Source organism: Blautia coccoides, assembly GCF_034355335.1.
GTDB classification, from domain to species: Bacteria; Bacillota; Clostridia; order Lachnospirales; family Lachnospiraceae; genus Blautia; species Blautia producta.
In genome coordinates, this window is sequence record NZ_CP136422.1 from 4,382,748 (window position 1) to 4,400,452 (window position 17,705).

Here is a 17,705-nt window from a genome sequence, read left to right on the forward strand (position 1 = left end):
TCTGTGCGCTCCTTTATGTATTATGATAAAGAGTATATCACAGGTTCTGCCCGCAAGTAAAGCGCTCGCTTTTCCTGCCTTTAAGATATCTTAAGCAGTTATTTCGACATTTTTTCGCTTTGCGCCTTGCCAATACTTCCAATGCGATAGTATAATGATAACGTGTACTTATGAATGTGCCCGATCAGACCATGATCGGACATATGAATTACAAAGGGGTTAATGTAATGAAAAACAAAAAGAAAACCGCGGGCATCCTTCTGCTGACCTGCATCCTGGGAGCCGTGCTGATTTTTGTGCCAAAGTATATTTTTTCTGCGGTAAAAGCCAGCATGGACACCTACAACAACAAGAAGGAAGCCCTGAAGGAAGACCACTGGGTCTATAATGACTCCGGCAGGAAATTCGTCTATCACGACGGTGTTGTCATTGAGAACACCTGGCGTGAAGTGGACGGGACCCGCTACTATTTCGACGATGAAGGGTATGTTAAAACCGGATGGGTTACCGATAAGGGTAAGCGGTATTACCTGAAGGAAAACGGCACTCCCGCATCCGGCTGGGTACAGCCCGAAGGAGAATCCTGGTATTATCTGGATGAAAGCGGAGTTCCCAAGACCGGCTGGGTCAAAAATGACGAAAAGTGGTACTATCTGAAGGATGACGGAACCATGGCTACCGGATGGATAGACGTGGACGGCAAGAGCTATTATCTGCAGGATGACGGCTCAATGGCCTCGGGATGGGTAGAGCGTGACGGCAACCGCTACTATCTGGACAGCAGTGGGTCCATAAGTACCGGCTGGAAAGAGATCGAGGATTCCTGGTATTACTTCCGTGATGAAGACGGTGCTATGATGATCGGATGGGTCACCTCTGACGGCACCAATTTCTTCCTGGACAGTGAAGGCAAGATGGTCACGAACTCCTGGGAAGAAAAAGACGGAAAGAAATATTATCTCGGTGAAGACGGCAAGCCTCAGACCGGCTGGGTGACAATGGATGGTAAGAAATACTATCTGAAGGAAGACGGTACCCTGGCAGGAAAAGGCTGGATAGAGGACAACGGTAAATGGTACTACCTGAAGAGTAACGGTACTGCTAATACCGGATGGCTCCAGATCGGAAAAGACTGGTACTATCTGAACAAAGACGGCAGTATGGCAACAGGATGGATCACAGTTGACGGCAAAGCGTATTTCCTGAAAGACAATGGTGTCTGGGACAGCAAAGCAGCGGCAAAAACTGCCGCTGCGGGTTCCGGCCCAATGGTTGCCCTCACATTCGATGACGGTCCCGGAAAATACACGGAAAGAATTCTTGATACACTGCAGGCAAACGGGGCAAAAGCAACCTTTTTCATGCTTGGCAAGAATGTTTCAAATTATCCTGACGCAGTCAAAAAAATGGACAGTATGGGCTGTGAGCTGGCTAACCACACATATGATCACGTTAGCCTGGATTCCCTGGATGCCTCAGGTGTACAGGACGAGGTAGGTTCCACCAACAGCAGCATAGCAGCTATCACGGGACATGGAGCTACCCTGGTACGTCCACCCTACGGCGCCTATAATTCCACCACCAAGTCCAATGTGGGGCTTCCCATGATCCTCTGGTCTGTGGATACACTGGACTGGAAAACCAGAGACGCGCAGAGCACTTACGACGCGGTCATGGCTGCCCAGGATGGAGATGTGATCCTCATGCATGATATCCACGGTCCCACTGCAGATGCAGTAGATATGATCGTACCGGCGCTTAAAGCCAAAGGCTTCCAAATGGTCACTGTCAGTGAACTGGCTGCTGCCAAAGGAATCTCTCTGGGCGAAGGCATTGCATACGGCGCTCTCAGATAAAGCAAAAAACTGCTGTACAGCGAATTTCATCACTGTACAGCAGTTTTATTTTACTGTAATTACTGTAATAAATCTCCGAAAATATAACCGGTCTGACCGTTATATTCTACTTGGATCCAATTGTTCTCTGCATTGTCAACCTTTGTCACTTTTGTTCCCGCCTGCAGTTCCTGAAGGATTTCTCCGTCTGTTCCCGCCTCAGAACGCATATTGCAGACATCCTGTGTTGTCAATGTTGAACCGTTGTCTGCCATGGACGCCATACTGGTCTCCTGTCCCAGCTGTTCCTCAAATGCTTTCAGATCAGCATCCGATTCCATAGCTTTATTCAGGTTGGTCTCCACCTCGCTGATCAGCTTCTTTACATCCTCATCCTGATTGGTCTTGTCAATATATTCATTGACCTCTGTATCACTCTTGTCATTGTGGATCGTATATTTATCATCCTTTTTGACCACATAAAGCTGCGCAAGTCCCGGAGCTGGTGTAGCTACATCCGTAAACTTCAGATCATAGGACACAAATACTACATAGCTGTCATCCGTGAGACCTTTTTTTGTATATACATTGATATTACTGTAACTTTCAATATAAGTAGCATTCAATACTTTCGCTTCATCTGTGGCGTCAAAACTGTCCGTAAGCTCCTTCATACGGTCAACATTTTTATCGCCCCAGGCTGTATAAAATGCATCAATCAAAGAATTTACTTCAGGGTATGCATTTTTCTCCAAAGAGTTTTCATCCTCTTTTTTCTCGTCCTGTGCTTTTGCATCAGCATCAGAATCTTTCGATTTCTTGGTATCGTCAGACCCTTTCTGCTGCTCTGTCTGCGCATCCGGCTTCTTATCTTTATCAGAAGCTCCACCCGTCAGGGCTTTAATGCCGAAAAACAGAACCACCAGAACGACCAAAATAGCCAGACCCAGAAGAATATACCTCAGATTGTCTGAAAGCCATTCTCTGAAATTGTCTAACATCCTTGTCCTCCTTCAAGACTGTTACCCTTCATTCCCTTATTCCAATGCTTTTCCCCAAAGCACCAAACACACCCGGAGGGATTCGAACCCCCGACACGTGGTACCGGAAACCACTGCTCTATCCCCTGAGCTACGAGTGCATATGTCTTCTTAGAAATGACATCCCTAGTATATTACCACATATTTTTGAAATTGTAAAGCCTTACGCAGAAATTTGGGCATACGCCGCCGAAAACCAGCAGATTTCGGCGGCTATCCCCCACTTTTACAGGATTAGCGCCTCCTTTTTGCTGTCATAATAGTAAACATTTTGGGACAGGACCTCCTCGTCCTCCACCTGGGTCTCATTGACCTCCCTGACCATAGTCTCCAATTCTTTTTTGGTAAACTGCCCGGAATCAGGCACAAGAATACATTCATGAATGCTGCTGGGCAGCACGAAGAAATTGCTGTGCAGAAGTCTGCTAATGTGGGACAGTACATGGGGATAGAGGATCACCGCAGCACCGTAATATTTCTCTTCATTGGTAAGGATATACATCTGCTCCTTTTTCTGAAGACCAAAAGACAAAAAATCATCTTCTCCTGTCATCTGCCGGATCAGTGCCTCCATTCCCTGAAAGGTAAAAGGCAGTCGGCGGCTTGTATTTTTATGGGCGTCATCATATATTTCCTGAAGCGTTATCCCCCAGGATTCCAGATTACAGTTATGAACCAGAAAATTTGCCCCGTTCAGGATTTCCTCATCAAGCCGGTAATAAAATACAACAGCCAGATCAAGATAGGGGATATAGGGTACATTTTTCAGAAGTTTCCTGTTCATTTCAAAGTTGATCAGTTTGTAGCAGATATGGCTTCTCGCCCTCTTGTAATCTTCAAATCCAGCATTTTGAAACTCTCCCTCCTCCAACTGCCTCTCTGTGTTAAGCTCCAAGATTTTAAGTGCCACCTCCTCCAAAGACATGCCGTGTTTGAAAAAGTCATAAAAATCTGCCAGATAAATGGTAGGCGCGATGTTTGCCCCTCTCTCCATGATCGTGACAGCGTCCAGAATCTTTCCATTGTTTTTCTCGATCCTGTGTAGAGTGACTGTCTTTTCTCCGGCTTTTTTCCTCAGGCTGCTGAGTATCTCCTGTGTAAATGTTTTGTAGTCCATCTGTGAACCTCTCTTTCTTTTATTCTGCCTTCCGGCATTTTGCCGTATAGGTGCATAGACAGTAAAAAATACTGCCTCTTCTATTTAAGGGCTGCAAATGGACATACTTTTCCCTTTGACAGTCCATAAATATTCTGTTCTGCTGTAATTGGAAAATACTGCACGAATGTGCAAGAATACTGATCTATACCTGACTGGTATACGCAATAAAAATGTAAATATTATTATACAGGAGTATAAATGTTTTTTCAAGTAGATATTAAAATATTTTCATGTTTTCTTTTTGATTTATGATTTATTTTTTTCACAATTCTTTTAAATTTTCACCACAGATTTTTCACATTTATCCTCTATAGTAATAACCATCAAAGGACAAAACCTTTTTCATATATATCTTTTCTTTTTCATACTGCCGGGTCATTGCGTACCCGGCCCTCCTTTTTTATGGCCCTTTGCCGAGAAGTGAAAATAAAAGAAAGCCTGGAGATTCAACTTTCCAGGCTTTTTTACACTTTTTTACAGGCTTTTCTTTTAACTGTCATATCAAACTCTTGACAGATATTCTCCTGTTCTTGTATCGATTTTAATTTTATCACCCTGATCTACGAATAACGGAACATATACAACTGCACCGGTCTCAACAGTAGCAGGTTTTGTAGCTCCCTGAGCTGTGTCACCTTTGAATCCCGGTTCTGTATCAATAATATCCAGTTCAACGAATAACGGAGCTTCGATAGCGAATACATTCCCGTTGTAGGAACATACCTTTACAGTTTCATTCTCTTTTACGAACTTCAGCGCATCGCCCACAGTCTGATCGTCAATGGCAATCTGATCATATGTCTCATTGTTCATAAAGTAATATAAATCACCATCATTGTATAAATACTGCATGTCCACACGGTCAATACGTGCCTGCGGGAATTTCTCAGTAGGTCTGAAAGTCTTCTCCACAACACCGCCATTGATAACATTTTTTAATTTTGTTCTTACGAAAGCAGCACCCTTTCCAGGTTTTACGTGCTGGAATTCCATAATCTGCACTACATTGCCATCAATTTCCAGAGTGAGACCATTTTTAAAATCTCCTGCTGATATCATAATGAATATTCCTCCTTAAATTCTTCCATTGGAAAAGCATCTCTTTTTCCACTGTACTCCATTGTATAATACCTCTTCCGATTTTTCAACTGTTTTTTCGCTTTCTTTGGTCATTCCTGTAAAAATAAAGGACGATTTTTTCCAATTTCCGCTTTAAAACAATCTGAATCTCCTCTTTCGGATGAATCGGTTTTACCAAAATATTGTGCATACCGGTCCTCTTTGCCCCATACACATCTGTAAAGAGCTGATCCCCCACAAACACAGTAGTCTCCAAATCTGTTCCCATCAGCTCCATAGCTCTTCTGTAATTTTTCCGGGAAGGCTTATGGGCATTCTCTATAAAATGCACCTGAACATCCTTATTAAAGGAAGAGACCCTTTCATACTGGTTATTAGACAAGAGGCAGCACTGAAACCCAATTTTCTTCAGCCTTTTAAAAAGGGCCTTTGCCCGCTTATCCGCAGGCGCACCATGAGGCACCAGGGTATTGTCAATGTCAAATATCAGCCCTCTATATCCCTGGGCATACAACTTTTCAAAATCGATTACATATGTGGAATCCAAATATTCGTCCGGAAAAAAAGTGCGAAACATGACTAGCTCTCTCCTATCTGTATGCATAATAAAACGCGGCATGGCTCTATCCCTGCCGCGTTTCTTGAAAACATATATTCTCCACGGCATCCGCACATCAGATGTGCTTGGTATACCGTGATGGTAACAGTTTTCCCAGGTGTTTGTCAATTCTTTTCGTATTATCTTTCTCCCAGAACTGTATACCGCTGTGTCTCCAATACATTTTTATAAGCCGGACGAATGATCTTATCTGTGTTGATCAGCTCTTCCATGCGGTGCGCGCTCCAACCCACGATCCTGGCAATGGCGAACATGGGGGTATATAATTCAAGAGGAAGCTCCAACATACTGTACACAAAACCGCTGTAGAAGTCCACATTGGCACTTACACCTTTGTAAATGTGACGCTCCTGTCCGATGATCTCCGGTGCCAGACGCTCTACCATCTCGTAGAGCTGGTAATCCTTCTGTCTGCCCTTTTCTTCTGCTAGCTGCTTAACAAATTTTTTGAATATCTGGGCACGCGGGTCGGATATGGAATATACCGCATGGCCCATACCATAGATCAGGCCTCTCTTATCAAACGCTTCCTTGTGGAGCAGTTTTCTGAGATAATCTGACACTTCCTCCTCGTCCTTCCAATCCTTTACATGCTTCTTCAGATCGTCGAACATGCGGACAACCTTGATGTTGGCACCACCGTGCTTGGGGCCTTTTAGGGAACCGAGAGCTGCTGCTATGGCAGAATAGGTATCTGTTCCTGAGGAAGAAACCACGTGTGTGGTAAATGTCGAGTTGTTACCACCGCCGTGCTCCATATGCAGTACCAGTGCCAAATCTAGAATGGTTGCCTCAAATGGCGTATACTTTTTATCCGGCCGCAGCATTAACAGAATGTTCTCAGCCGTGGACAGTTCCTTTTTCGGATTATGTATGTATAAGCTTTTATTCTGGTTATAGTGGCGGTGTGCCTGATATCCGTAAACGGACAGCATCGGGAAAATACTGATCAGATTGATGCATTGGCGGAGTACATTCGGAAGAGATATGTCCTCCGGATTCGTATCATAGGAATATAAGGTAAGAACACTTCTGGAAAGAGTATTCATCATGTCCCTGCTGGGAGCTTTCATAATGACATCACGGACAAAGTTCCGCGGCAGACATCTCTGCTCGCCAAGTATCTTGCAGAAATCATCTAACTGCTCCTGTGTGGGCAGTGTTCCGAACAACAACAGGTAGGTTGCTTCTTCAAATCCAAAACGCTTCTCTTGAAGAAAGCCTTTTGTCAATTCCTCAATGTTGATTCCTCTGTAGTACAGCTCTCCTTCACAGGGAACGGATTTTCCGTCTTCTTCTTTACTTGAGACTATGTTGGATATCTGGGTCAGTCCGGCAAGAACGCCTTTTCCGTTAATATCACGCAGGCCTCGTTTTACATCATACTTCCCATAGAGGGACACGTCCATCTTGCTGTGATCCTCGCAAATCTTTGTAAGGGCTTCGATTTCAGGTGTTACTTTCATATTAAATCCCATTTTAGATTCCCCCTTGTTCTTTTATCTTCATCGCTTTAGCATAACGATATTTTACCATAAGAAAAGGCCGGTAACAAGAAAAATTTTTCTAAACATTCTATAAATTTATCAGACATAACAATGTTTTTGCATTGGATATACTTGCAGAAAAGGATTTTTTCCTTTAAACTATAGGGAAGGAAAGGAATGATTCGCTTATGAAAATGGATGAAACTGTAGAGATGTGTGATTGCGTGCATACACATGAACATATACAAAAAAAGGTAATACCCGATGAAAATACACTATATGGACTGGCAGATTTGTTCAAGGTTTTTGGAGATCCCACCAGAATTCGGATCTTGTATGCTTTGTCAGCCGGGGAGCTGTGTGTATGTGATATCGCTTCCGTGCTGAATATGACACAGAGCGCAATTTCCCATCAGCTCAGAGTGTTGAAGCAGATCAAACTGGTAAAGTTCCGAAGAGACGGTAAGACAGTCTATTATTCTTTGGCAGATACACATGTGGAGACCATACTCAGCCAGGGGCTGGAGCATGTGCAGGAGTGATCAGCAGATGGCGCTGTCCGGCTTTCTCAACATCCGTGATATTTTGAAAGCCGGACAACGGCAGTTTTTATTATAGTTTCAGTTTTGCGAAGGCGTCGGCAAAGGCATTATTCAGCGGTTCGGCGGCTTCTTTTTTTTGTTTGGTGAGATATTTCTGAACATCTTTTTTAGAGACGCCGGCACCTTCCTTTTCTCTGCGTGACTGGAAGGAGGAGAGCTTTTCCTTGTATCCGCAGGGGCAGATGAAGGTCTCTTCCTTGCCTTTGACATAAAGCTCCATGCGTTTATGGCATTTTGGACAGCGGGCGTTGGTTGTGCGGGAAATAGTCTCACGGTGGCCGCATTCGCGGTCCTGGCAGACTAAAAGCCTGCTGTTTTTGCCGTTTACCGAGAGCATGCGCTTGCCGCAGACAGGACATTTTGTATTGGTCAGGTTGTCATGGCGGAAAGTGCCGTCCCCTGTTTTAATTTCCTGTATGATATCCTGGGTGTAATCTTTAATATCAGAGAGGAATGTATCTTTTTTCAGTCTGCCCTCTGCAATCTTTGAGAGCTTCATCTCCCAGTCAGCCGTCAACTCCGGTTTTTTCAAGTCCTCAGGCACCAACTCCAGAAGCTGCTTTGCCTTGGAGGTGATGTAGATATCTTTGCCTCGTTTTTCCATCAGAAAAGTGTTGAACAGTTTATCAATGATATCTGCGCGGGTTGCAACCGTTCCCAGTCCGCCTGTCTCCCCCAGTGTTTTAGCCGCTTTGGCATCATGGCTCTCCATAAACTTCACAGGATTCTCCATGGCTGAGAGCAGGGTCGCCTCGTTGAAATGAGCCGGAGGTTTTGTTTTTCCTGTGGTCAGCTCAGCTTTGGAAGCCGGGAATGTGTCGCCTTTTTTGACGGTCGGAAGTGTCTGATCCTTCAGGGCCGGCTCCTGGCTGCCGCTGTATTCCTCCTCATCATCGTCGTCGGTCCAGCCGCTCTCATAGGCTTCTTTCCAGCCCGGACTTTTTACTATTTTGCCTTTTGCCAAGAATATTTCTCCTGCTGCCTGGGCTTTTATGGTTGTCTGCTCATATTCAAAAGGCGGCATGAGAACACTCAAAAAGCGGCGCACCACCAGATCATAGATCTTGCGCTCCTCATTTGTCATATGGTCCAACTGGACAAACTGCTCGGTGGGGATGATCGCATGGTGATCGCTCACCTTCTTGTCATCCACAAAGGATTTGCTTGCTTTTATGGGCTTCATGGAAAGGCTGCCGGCCAGCTTCCGATAGGGTCCTACCGCACAGGCCTTCAGTCTTTCTTTCAGGGTCCCCACCACATCGCTTCCGATGTAGCGGGAATCGGTCCTCGGATACGTCAAGACTTTGTGGTTTTCATACAGACGCTGCATAATGTTCAGCGTCTCCTTTGCGGATAAACCATACTTTTTATTTGCATCTCTCTGAAGCTCTGTCAGATCATAAAGTCCTGGTGAGAAGGTCTTTTTTGCCGTCTTCTCCACGGATTCTATGGTAAGGGAGCCTGCTTTTACCTGATTTAACAGGCTCTCCATCTTCTCCTTCTGGAAGGAACGGCAGGAACCGCTCTTTTTGTCCTGCCAGGTAAAATGTATACCCTGGGACTGCACTGTCATGCCATAGTAATCAACCGGCTTGAAGTTTCTGATCTCCTCCTCCCGCTTGGCTATCATGGCCAGTGTGGGGGTCTGGACACGCCCGCAGGAGAGCTGAGCATTGTATTTGCAGGTGAGTGCCCTTGTGGCATTGATCCCCACCAGCCAGTCAGCTTCCGCACGGGATACAGCCGCTGCGTACAGGTTATTGTAGTCTCTTCCGTCTCTCAGATTTGCAAAGCCGTCACGGATGGCCTTGTCTGTGACAGAAGAGATCCACAGACGTTTGATGGGCTTTCGGCAGTTTGCTTTTTCCAGTATCCATCTGGCTACAAGCTCTCCCTCCCGGCCGGCGTCAGTGGCAATGATGATTTCTCCCACGTCGTTTCTGTAAAGCTGTGTTTTCACAGCATTGTACTGCTTGGCCGTCTGTTTGATCACCACCAGCTCCATTTTCTTGGGGATCATGGGAAGATGCTCCATTTTCCACTCTCTGTACTTCTTGTCATACCCTTCCGGGTCGTCTAACGTGACAAGATGGCCCAGTGCCCAGGATACAATGTATTTATCGCCCTCCATGGCTCCGTTTAATTTTCTGCCGCATTTTAGCACCCTGGCAATATCCCGGGCAACGGACGGTTTTTCTGCTAAAACTAATGATTTCATGAAATTACATTACCTTTCCGAAAAATTCTGTTGTCTTCTTCACCTTCTGCATTATATCGTCAAACATGGCCGGTGTCAAAGACTGCATGCCGTCACACAGGGCTTTTTCCGGATCATTGTGCACTTCTATCATTACACCGTCAGCTCCCGCCGCAATTGCCGCCATAGTAAGAGGCTCCACCATGAAACGGATGCCCGCCGCGTGGCTTGGATCAATGATGACAGGCAGATGTGTCTTCTTCTTCAGCATAGGGATGGCTGATATATCCAGTGTATTCCTCATGGAAGTCTCAAAGGTGCGGATACCTCTCTCGCAGAGGATCACTTGTTCATTTCCGCCTGCCATAATATATTCTGCACTCATAAGCAATTCATCCAGGGTGTTTGCCATGCCGCGTTTCAGAAGAATGGGTTTTTTCAGTTTTCCCAGCTCTTTCAAAAGCTCAAAGTTCTGCATATTTCTGGTACCAACCTGTATCACATCCACATCCTCAAAGAGGTCCAGATGCCCCAGACGCATAATCTCTGTCACAATAGGAAGACCGGTCTGCTTCTTGGCCTCCAGCAGCAATTTGAGTCCTTCATCTCCCAGCCCTTGGAAGGAGTAGGGGGAGGTTCTCGGCTTAAATGCCCCGCCTCTTAAAAGTCCGGCTCCGGAGTTCTTCACATCCTCAGCCACTTTGATCATCTGTTCCCTGGTCTCCACAGAGCAAGGCCCGGCGATCACCTGAAAATTTCCGCCGCCGATCTTTCTTTGGCACACATCGACCACAGTATCCTCCGGGTGCATACTTCTGTTTGCTTTCTTATACGGCTCCTTGATCCTTTTCACAGATTCCACTATTTCCAGTGCCTGAAACTGGTCCTCCTGCAGCTCTGTGGTATCTCCGATCAATCCGATCAGCATGGTATCCAGCCCCTGTGACATATGAAGTCTCAGTCCCCGCCGGATCAGGCTTTCCTTCAGCTCCTCCACCTTTTTTTCGTCCGCGTTCTTTTTCAGTACAATGATCATGTTCTAATTCCTCCCATTCATAAATTCAGACAAAAAAAACCGATGTCTGCTACGCGCAAACACCGGCCTATTTTCAGTATCTTTCAATTCTTTAAAAGATCTTATGAAATAGATGTTTTACCGTAGCAAAAAGAACCCGCGTTATAAAAATAACCCAGAAAGCCAAAATAATATGCTTTTGTCCATACGTTCTTTTCTGCTGACATAATAAAACCTCAATCTCACTTTGATATTCCCAATCATACTACCCTGCATCTGCTTTGTCAATCTTTTTATCTAAAATTGTTTTACCATTTTAAACCGTAACGCTTTAAACCATGAACGCGTCATATCCTGCCCGGAGAGTTTTCTATGCAAAAAAGACTCCTGCCAAAGAACAATTTCGGCGGTTTACCGAAATACCCGGGACAAAACCACCGTTTTTACAAATTGACGACAGCAGTTCTGTCCGGTCCTTTGACCGGAGTCTCAGAACGCCGGGACCACTTCGGCACTGACGTTCCAAATACTTTTATTTAAATAATTTCAGCCTCTAAGTTTACATGGCCTCTGCCTTCTCAAACTGGCTGTTATACAGGTTTGCATAAAATCCGCCGGCTTCCAGCAAGGCTTTATGAGTTCCCTGTTCAATAATATCTCCGTCTTTCATAACAAGGATCAGATCCGCATCCCGGATAGTGGACAGCCTGTGGGCGATCACAAAACTGGTTCTACCCTTCATCAGATTATCCATGGCCTTTTGGATACGCTCTTCTGTTCTTGTATCCACAGAGGAAGTAGCTTCATCCAGGATCAGCAGCCTGTTATCCGCCAGAATTGCTCTGGCAATGGTCAGAAGCTGTTTCTGTCCCTGGGAGATATTGTTTGTCTCTTCGTTCAGCACCATCTGATAACCACCGGGCTGTGACATGATAAAGTGATGGGCATGTGCTGCCTTTGCCGCTGCAATGACCTCTTCATCTGTGGCATCCAGACGGCCATAGCGGATATTTTCCATAATTGTTCCGTGGAACAGCCAGGTATCCTGCAAGACCATACCAAACAGCTCACGCAGCTCACTTCTGTTAAAGTCCTTGATGTTATGACCATCGATCAGGATCTCTCCGGAATTGACATCATAGAACCGCATCAGCAGTTTGATCATGGTTGTCTTGCCGGCACCTGTGGGACCCACAATAGCCACCTTCTGCCCTGCTTTTATATCTGCGGAGAAGTCATGGATAATGATCTTATTGGGGTCATATCCAAATGATGTGTGGCGGATTTCTACATTGCCGTCAACATGGCTGACATCTGCCGGGTTTTCCACTGTCTGCTCTTCCTCCTCAACATCCAGGAATTCAAACACTCTCTCAGATGCCGCTGCCGAGGACTGCAGCATATTTGTCACCTGGGCGATCTGTTGGATAGGCTGTGTGAAGTTTCTGATATACTGGAAAAACGCCTGCACATCACCTACTTCGATCTTGCTCTTGATCACCATGAATCCGCCCAACAGAGCAACCATCACATATCCCAGGTTACCCACAAACTGCATGATAGGCATCATCATACCGGAGAAAAACTGAGAGCGCCATGCAGAGCTGTACAGCTTTTCATTGGTCTTCTCAAATTCGCTGATCACGGACTCTTCCTTGTTAAATGCCTTTACAACATTATGTCCGCTATAAATCTCCTCCACCTGTCCGTTTACTTCACCCAGATACTTCTGCTGTGCCTGGAAATATTTTTGTGAATGCTTCATGACCTTGCTGATGATCGCCATTGAGATAGGAAGGATCAGCAGTGCCGCCAGTGTCATCCATACATTGATACTCAGCATCATCACAAGCACGCCTATGAGCGTGGTGCAGGACGTGATGAGCTGGGTTACACTCTGGTTGATACCCATCTGCAGGGTATCCACATCATTGGTGATCCTTGAGAGAATCTCACCGTGGGTCCTGCTCTCAAAATATTTCATGGGAATTCTGTTGATCTTCTGGGAGATGTCTTTTCTCAGGCTGTATGTGACATCATTTGATATCCCTGTCATAATAAATCCCTGGATAAAGGACAGCAGGGCGCTGACCAGGTACAGACAGAGACATGCCAAAAGGATCTGAACAATCTTGTCAAAATTGATTCCGCTGCCGCCGTTTATCTTGGATACCAGTCCGTTAAACAGTTCAGTGGTAGCCTTACCTAAAATCTTAGGCCCCACAATATTAAATACCGTACCGCCTACGGCAAACAGGACCATCAGTATCAGCCTGAACTTATACCGCTCCATATATTTCACCAGACGCATCATGGCACCCTTAAAATCTTTTGCCTTCTCGCCCGGCATTCCTTTTCCGTGACCACCCATCGGCCCTCTCGGTCTTCTCGCTGTATCACTCATTAGCCAATTCCTCCTCCGACAGCTGTGACATGGCAATCTGACGATATACCTCACAGGATTTCAAAAGCTCTTTATGGGTTCCCTGACCGACCACACGTCCCTCATCCAGAACCAGGATCCGGTCCGCATGCAGGATCGTGCTGATACGCTGTGCAACGATCAGAGTTGTAGCATCTTTTGTCTCTTTTTTCAGTGCACGGCGGAGCACCACATCTGTCTTATAGTCAAGAGCAGAAAAACTGTCATCAAAAATATAGATCTCCGGCCGTTTTGCAATAGCCCTGGCAATGGAGAGACGTTGTTTCTGCCCGCCGGATACATTGGTACCTCCCTGGGCTATCTCAGAATCCACCTTCTCCTCTTTTTCCTGTATGAAGTCCCATGCCTGAGCCACTTCAGCCGCCCGCTGAACTTCTGCGTCTGTTGCGTCCTCTTTTCCGTAGCGGATATTGGAGTCAATAGTTCCTGAGAAAAGAACACCCTTCTGCGGAACATAACCGATGCGGTCACGCAGATCTGTAAGCTTCATATCCCGGACATCCACACCGTCCACCAGAATCCGTCCTGATGACACATCGAAGAATCTCGGTATCAGGTTCACCAGCGTACTCTTTCCGCTGCCTGTACTTCCGATAAATGCCACAGTCTCTCCTTTATGGGCTGAGAAGTCAATATCTGTAAGCGTCTCCTCATCTGCACCCGGATATGAGAATCCCACATGTTCAAAGCGAACCTCACCTTTTGCTCCTTTGTCCGGCAGCGCATGGGCTTCGCCGTCCAGAATGGAAACCTTTGTACCCATAACTTCATTGATACGTTTTGCCGCAACGCTTGCCCTTGGAAGCATAATTGACATCATGGTGATCATCAGGAAGGACATAATGATCTGCATTGCATACTGCATAAACGCCATCATATTTCCAACCTGCATGGTTCCGTTATCCACTGCATGTGCTCCGTTGTAGACGATCAGAATTGTAATACCGTTCATGATCAGCATCATGGCAGGCATCATAAATGTCATGCAGCGATTGACAAACAGGTTTGTTTTGGTCAGCCTCTCATTGGCATCCTCAAAACGTGCCTCCTCGTGTTTCTCACGGCTGAACGCGCGGATAACAGGAATACCTGTCAGGATTTCCCTGGAAACCAGATTCAGCTCATCGATCAAATACTGCAGTTTTGTAAATTTGGGCATTGCGATTGAAAACAAAAGCCCTACTAAAATAATGATCGCCGCAACAGCCACGCCCAGGATCCAGGTCATGGATGCATCTGTCTGCAGCACTTTTAAGACTCCGCCAATACCCAGGATCGGTGCATAGAGCACAATTCTGAAGATCATGGCAAACACCTGCTGTACCTGCTGGATATCATTGGTACTTCTGGTGATAAGAGAAGCCGTTGAAAAATGGTTCAGCTCTTCACCGGAAAAAGATATAACCTTCCGGTACACGCCATTTCTCAGGTTTCTTCCCAGAATAGCCGCTACCCTTGCAGACAAAAATGTAACGGAAATGGCAGCTACCATTATGACAAGTGCAAGTCCCAGCATTTTAAGACCTGACATAAGAATGTACCGGATCTGCATCTGGTCCACATCTATTCCCTGTCCTTCGTACTCCTGCTGTACATACTGCACAGCCGCCTGTGTTACAATGGAGTCCGGCATATCTTTCATATTCGAGGTCATAGCATCCATCATTTTCAGAAGCTGCTCTTTTGGCATCTGTGAAAATACCTGGAACAGATCCGCGTCCTCGGGAAGCTGCATCTTTTCTTTGATCTGCTTCACCTGGTCGCCGTCCTCTTCAAAGCTTTCCACAGCCATCATGGGCATACCGAAAATACTGTTCAGCTTTTCCCTCTCATCCTTGTTGATCTCTTTTAATTTGTAAATATCACCCTTTAATGTATAGGCGTCTTTTACCGTATCCACGTCTTTGTCTTCCATAAACAGAAACAATTTTTCCATGGACTCCTCCCGGATCTTTTCCGGAACTCCGTCCTCGATACCCTTCTGCTGGATTCCTATGTTGACGATTTTGGATGTGTAATCAGGCAAAGCCAGATCGCAGTTCGCCTGGAGGAATAAAAGAGCAATGATCAGCACAATATAGTACCAGCGCTCTTTCATGTAATGAAACATTTTTATCATGGTGTCACTCCTTTTAGTTTATTTAGTCTGTTCCAGATTCTCGATCATCTGTTTAAAAAACCGTTTCATAAGACAGATCTCACTCTCCGAAAAGCCATGAAAAATAGCCTTTTCACTGTCTTCAACCATTTTCTGGACGTTTTTACTGAGTTCACGTCCTTTGGGACTCAGATATATACGGCTCATGCGCTGATCTTTCTCATCCGCCTTGCGGATGATCAGCCCTGACTTCTCCATCCTTTTAATGGAGACCGCTACTGTTGGAGGGGTGATCTTCATCTCTTCCGAGATCTGCCGCTGGCTCAGTCCCTCTTGTCTCGCCAGCAAATGAAGCATCGGCACCTGTCTGGGATGCACATCCATCTCCCGCAGCGCAGCGTAGGCCCTGCCAAAATACATATGGGTTGTTTTCATAAACAGACTTTGCAGACTGTCTTCATTTCCACACATCATTTCTTCCGCCTCCCTTCTCATTAGTTAGTCGACTAACTTAGTTTATCCCAAGATTTATGATTTTTCAATACAAAGCTTTATATTTTATCCTTTTTTTATAATTTATTAATCTTATTTTATTAGCCGCCTAATCTTTTTGTTACATGAACCAATAAATTACCTAAGAAAAAAAGACGAAAAAAAGCATCGTGCCGACGATATTTTCGTCAATCGCACGATGCGCGTCCGTCAATACTGTTTTCTCTTTCGTCATGCTTTTTCTTTTGAGAGTGCAGGCCACATAATACACAGCATAGTAACAAAACATGCGGTCCCCCCGATAAAATTTGAGATAGGCTCTGCTAAAAATACGCCGTTTACTCCAAGGTCTGCAATATGCGGCAGAATGAGGGTGAGCGGTACCACGATCACTGCCTTCCTGAGCAGGGAAAAGAAAATTGCCTGCTTCGCCTTGCCAAGGCCTGTAAAGACCGTCTGCCCGGAAAACTGCAGGGACATAAAACAGAATCCAAAGAAATAAATCCTCATAGCATGAACACCTGCTTCCATCAGCTCCCCGCTGCCGTTGAAAATGGCGATAAAAGCCCCCGGCACCAGCATGGTAAGAACCCATACCACAGTGGTATATCCTATGCAGACCGCGGACATGAATTTGATTCCCTGCTTTACTCTCCCATATTTTCCCGCCCCGTAATTAAAACCTATGACAGGCTGAGCACCCTGGGTAAACCCGTTGACAGGGACACTCAAAACTTCCCGCACGGAGTTGATGATGGTCATAACCCCTACATATATATCCCCGCCAAAGCTCTGCAGGGTAACATTGCAGACGATCTGTACCATACAATTGGTGGCCTGCATGATAAATCCTGAAAGTCCAAGTGACAGAATATCTTTTACATAGGACAATCTCAGCTTCATACATCCTGCCCTGAGTCTCAAAAGCGTACGCCTGCCTGTCAAAAAACGAACGATCCACAGTGCCGACACAGCCTGGGATATGACCGTGGCAATGGCCGCCCCCCGTACTCCCATGTGGAACAGAAAGATAAACACAGGGTCCAGCACAATGTTGATCACAGCGCCTATGAGCACAGTCATCATACCGATCCCGGCAAATCCCTGACAGTTTATAAACCCGTTCATCCCCATACTGATCATGACAAATACACTGCCCAGCAGATAAATACTGATATAATCATCCGCATAAGGAAATGTGGCTTCGCTGGCTCCAAGGGCGTACAACAGAGGCCGCTTCACCGCCAGACCCAGGATAATGATCAGAACGCCTGTGATCAGCACCATGGCAAAGGCATTGCCCATAACGGCTTCCGCCTTCTCATCCTCCTGTCTGCCTCTTGCAATGGAACAAAGAGGCGGTCCCCCGGTTCCTATCAGAAAAGCAAATGCCATGACAACGGTAATGATGGGAAATGAGACGCCCACACCGGTGAGCGCCGCAGAATCTGCCCCCGGAATACGTCCTATATACATTCTGTCCACAATACTATAAAGTACATTGATAAACTGCCCGGCCATAAGAGGCAGGGACAGCTTTAAGATATTCCCCGGAACACTACCCCGGGAAAAATCATGCTCCTGGTCACTGGCCTCATGCAGTTTTTTTATCCATTGCATTCTTTCCTACACTTCCTT

13 protein-coding genes and 1 tRNA gene are annotated in these 17,705 nt (G+C 45.8%); 2 read left to right on the forward strand and 12 right to left on the reverse strand.

Annotated elements, in window-relative coordinates; all coding sequences use genetic code 11:
- The first annotated feature begins 227 nt into the window (after positions 1-227).
- Positions 228-1,856, forward strand: coding sequence for a polysaccharide deacetylase family protein (locus tag BLCOC_RS19750; RefSeq protein ID WP_049946352.1), 1,629 nt, complete (start codon positions 228-230; stop codon positions 1,854-1,856).
- Between the two features lie 59 nt (positions 1,857-1,915).
- Here the strand turns inward: BLCOC_RS19750 and BLCOC_RS19755 are convergent, their stop codons facing one another.
- From BLCOC_RS19755 to BLCOC_RS19780, 6 genes are all read right to left on the reverse strand, one after another.
- Positions 1,916-2,836 (reverse strand): SH3 domain-containing protein, encoded by a 921-nt coding sequence (locus BLCOC_RS19755; protein WP_018598350.1) that lies wholly within the window; start codon positions 2,834-2,836, stop codon positions 1,916-1,918.
- A gap of 67 nt (positions 2,837-2,903) precedes the next feature.
- Positions 2,904-2,976 (reverse strand) — tRNA-Arg (locus tag BLCOC_RS19760).
- A gap of 125 nt (positions 2,977-3,101) precedes the next feature.
- Positions 3,102-3,992 (reverse strand): DUF5688 family protein, encoded by an 891-nt coding sequence (locus tag BLCOC_RS19765; RefSeq protein WP_018598351.1) that lies wholly within the window; start codon positions 3,990-3,992, stop codon positions 3,102-3,104.
- 543 nt (positions 3,993-4,535) lie between these two features.
- A complete protein-coding gene (gene efp, locus BLCOC_RS19770) occupies positions 4,536-5,093 on the reverse strand; it encodes an elongation factor P (RefSeq protein ID WP_029468334.1) in 558 nt (185 codons plus the stop codon).
- Between the two features lie 85 nt (positions 5,094-5,178).
- Positions 5,179-5,691, reverse strand: coding sequence for a YqeG family HAD IIIA-type phosphatase (locus BLCOC_RS19775; RefSeq protein WP_018598354.1), 513 nt, complete (start codon positions 5,689-5,691; stop codon positions 5,179-5,181).
- A gap of 161 nt (positions 5,692-5,852) precedes the next feature.
- Positions 5,853-7,211, reverse strand: coding sequence for a citrate/2-methylcitrate synthase (locus BLCOC_RS19780; protein WP_018598355.1), 1,359 nt, complete (start codon positions 7,209-7,211; stop codon positions 5,853-5,855).
- A 197-nt stretch (positions 7,212-7,408) separates the two neighbouring features.
- Between BLCOC_RS19780 and BLCOC_RS19785 the strand changes: the two genes are divergently transcribed.
- Positions 7,409-7,762 (forward strand): ArsR/SmtB family transcription factor, encoded by a 354-nt coding sequence (locus BLCOC_RS19785; protein ID WP_018598356.1) that lies wholly within the window; start codon positions 7,409-7,411, stop codon positions 7,760-7,762.
- 70 nt (positions 7,763-7,832) lie between these two features.
- Here the strand turns inward: BLCOC_RS19785 and BLCOC_RS19790 are convergent, their stop codons facing one another.
- The 6 genes from BLCOC_RS19790 to BLCOC_RS19815 all read right to left on the reverse strand — a co-directional run bounded on the left by BLCOC_RS19790 (position 7,833) and on the right by BLCOC_RS19815 (position 17,687).
- Complete coding sequence (locus BLCOC_RS19790) at positions 7,833-10,040, reverse strand: DNA topoisomerase III (RefSeq protein WP_018598357.1); 2,208 nt, start codon at positions 10,038-10,040, stop codon at positions 7,833-7,835.
- A gap of 4 nt (positions 10,041-10,044) precedes the next feature.
- A complete protein-coding gene (aroF, locus tag BLCOC_RS19795) occupies positions 10,045-11,055 on the reverse strand; it encodes a 3-deoxy-7-phosphoheptulonate synthase (RefSeq protein ID WP_018598358.1) in 1,011 nt (336 codons plus the stop codon).
- 538 nt (positions 11,056-11,593) lie between these two features.
- The gene (locus tag BLCOC_RS19800; RefSeq protein WP_018598360.1) at positions 11,594-13,438 is read right to left on the reverse strand and encodes an ABC transporter ATP-binding protein; all 1,845 of its coding nucleotides are present in this window, start codon (positions 13,436-13,438) and stop codon (positions 11,594-11,596) included.
- Entirely contained in the window at positions 13,431-15,596 is a 2,166-nt protein-coding gene (locus BLCOC_RS19805) for an ABC transporter ATP-binding protein (protein ID WP_018598361.1), read from the reverse strand. Before BLCOC_RS19805 ends, BLCOC_RS19800 begins: the two co-directional genes overlap by 8 nt.
- 18 nt (positions 15,597-15,614) lie before the next feature.
- Positions 15,615-16,049, reverse strand: a complete 435-nt coding sequence (locus tag BLCOC_RS19810; RefSeq protein WP_018598362.1) for a MarR family winged helix-turn-helix transcriptional regulator — start codon at positions 16,047-16,049, stop codon at positions 15,615-15,617.
- A 249-nt stretch (positions 16,050-16,298) separates the two neighbouring features.
- Positions 16,299-17,687 carry an MATE family efflux transporter gene (locus BLCOC_RS19815; RefSeq protein ID WP_018598363.1) on the reverse strand — a complete coding sequence of 463 codons (1,389 nt, stop codon included), beginning with the start codon at positions 17,685-17,687 and terminating at the stop codon, positions 16,299-16,301.
- Between the last annotated feature and the right edge of the window lie 18 nt (positions 17,688-17,705).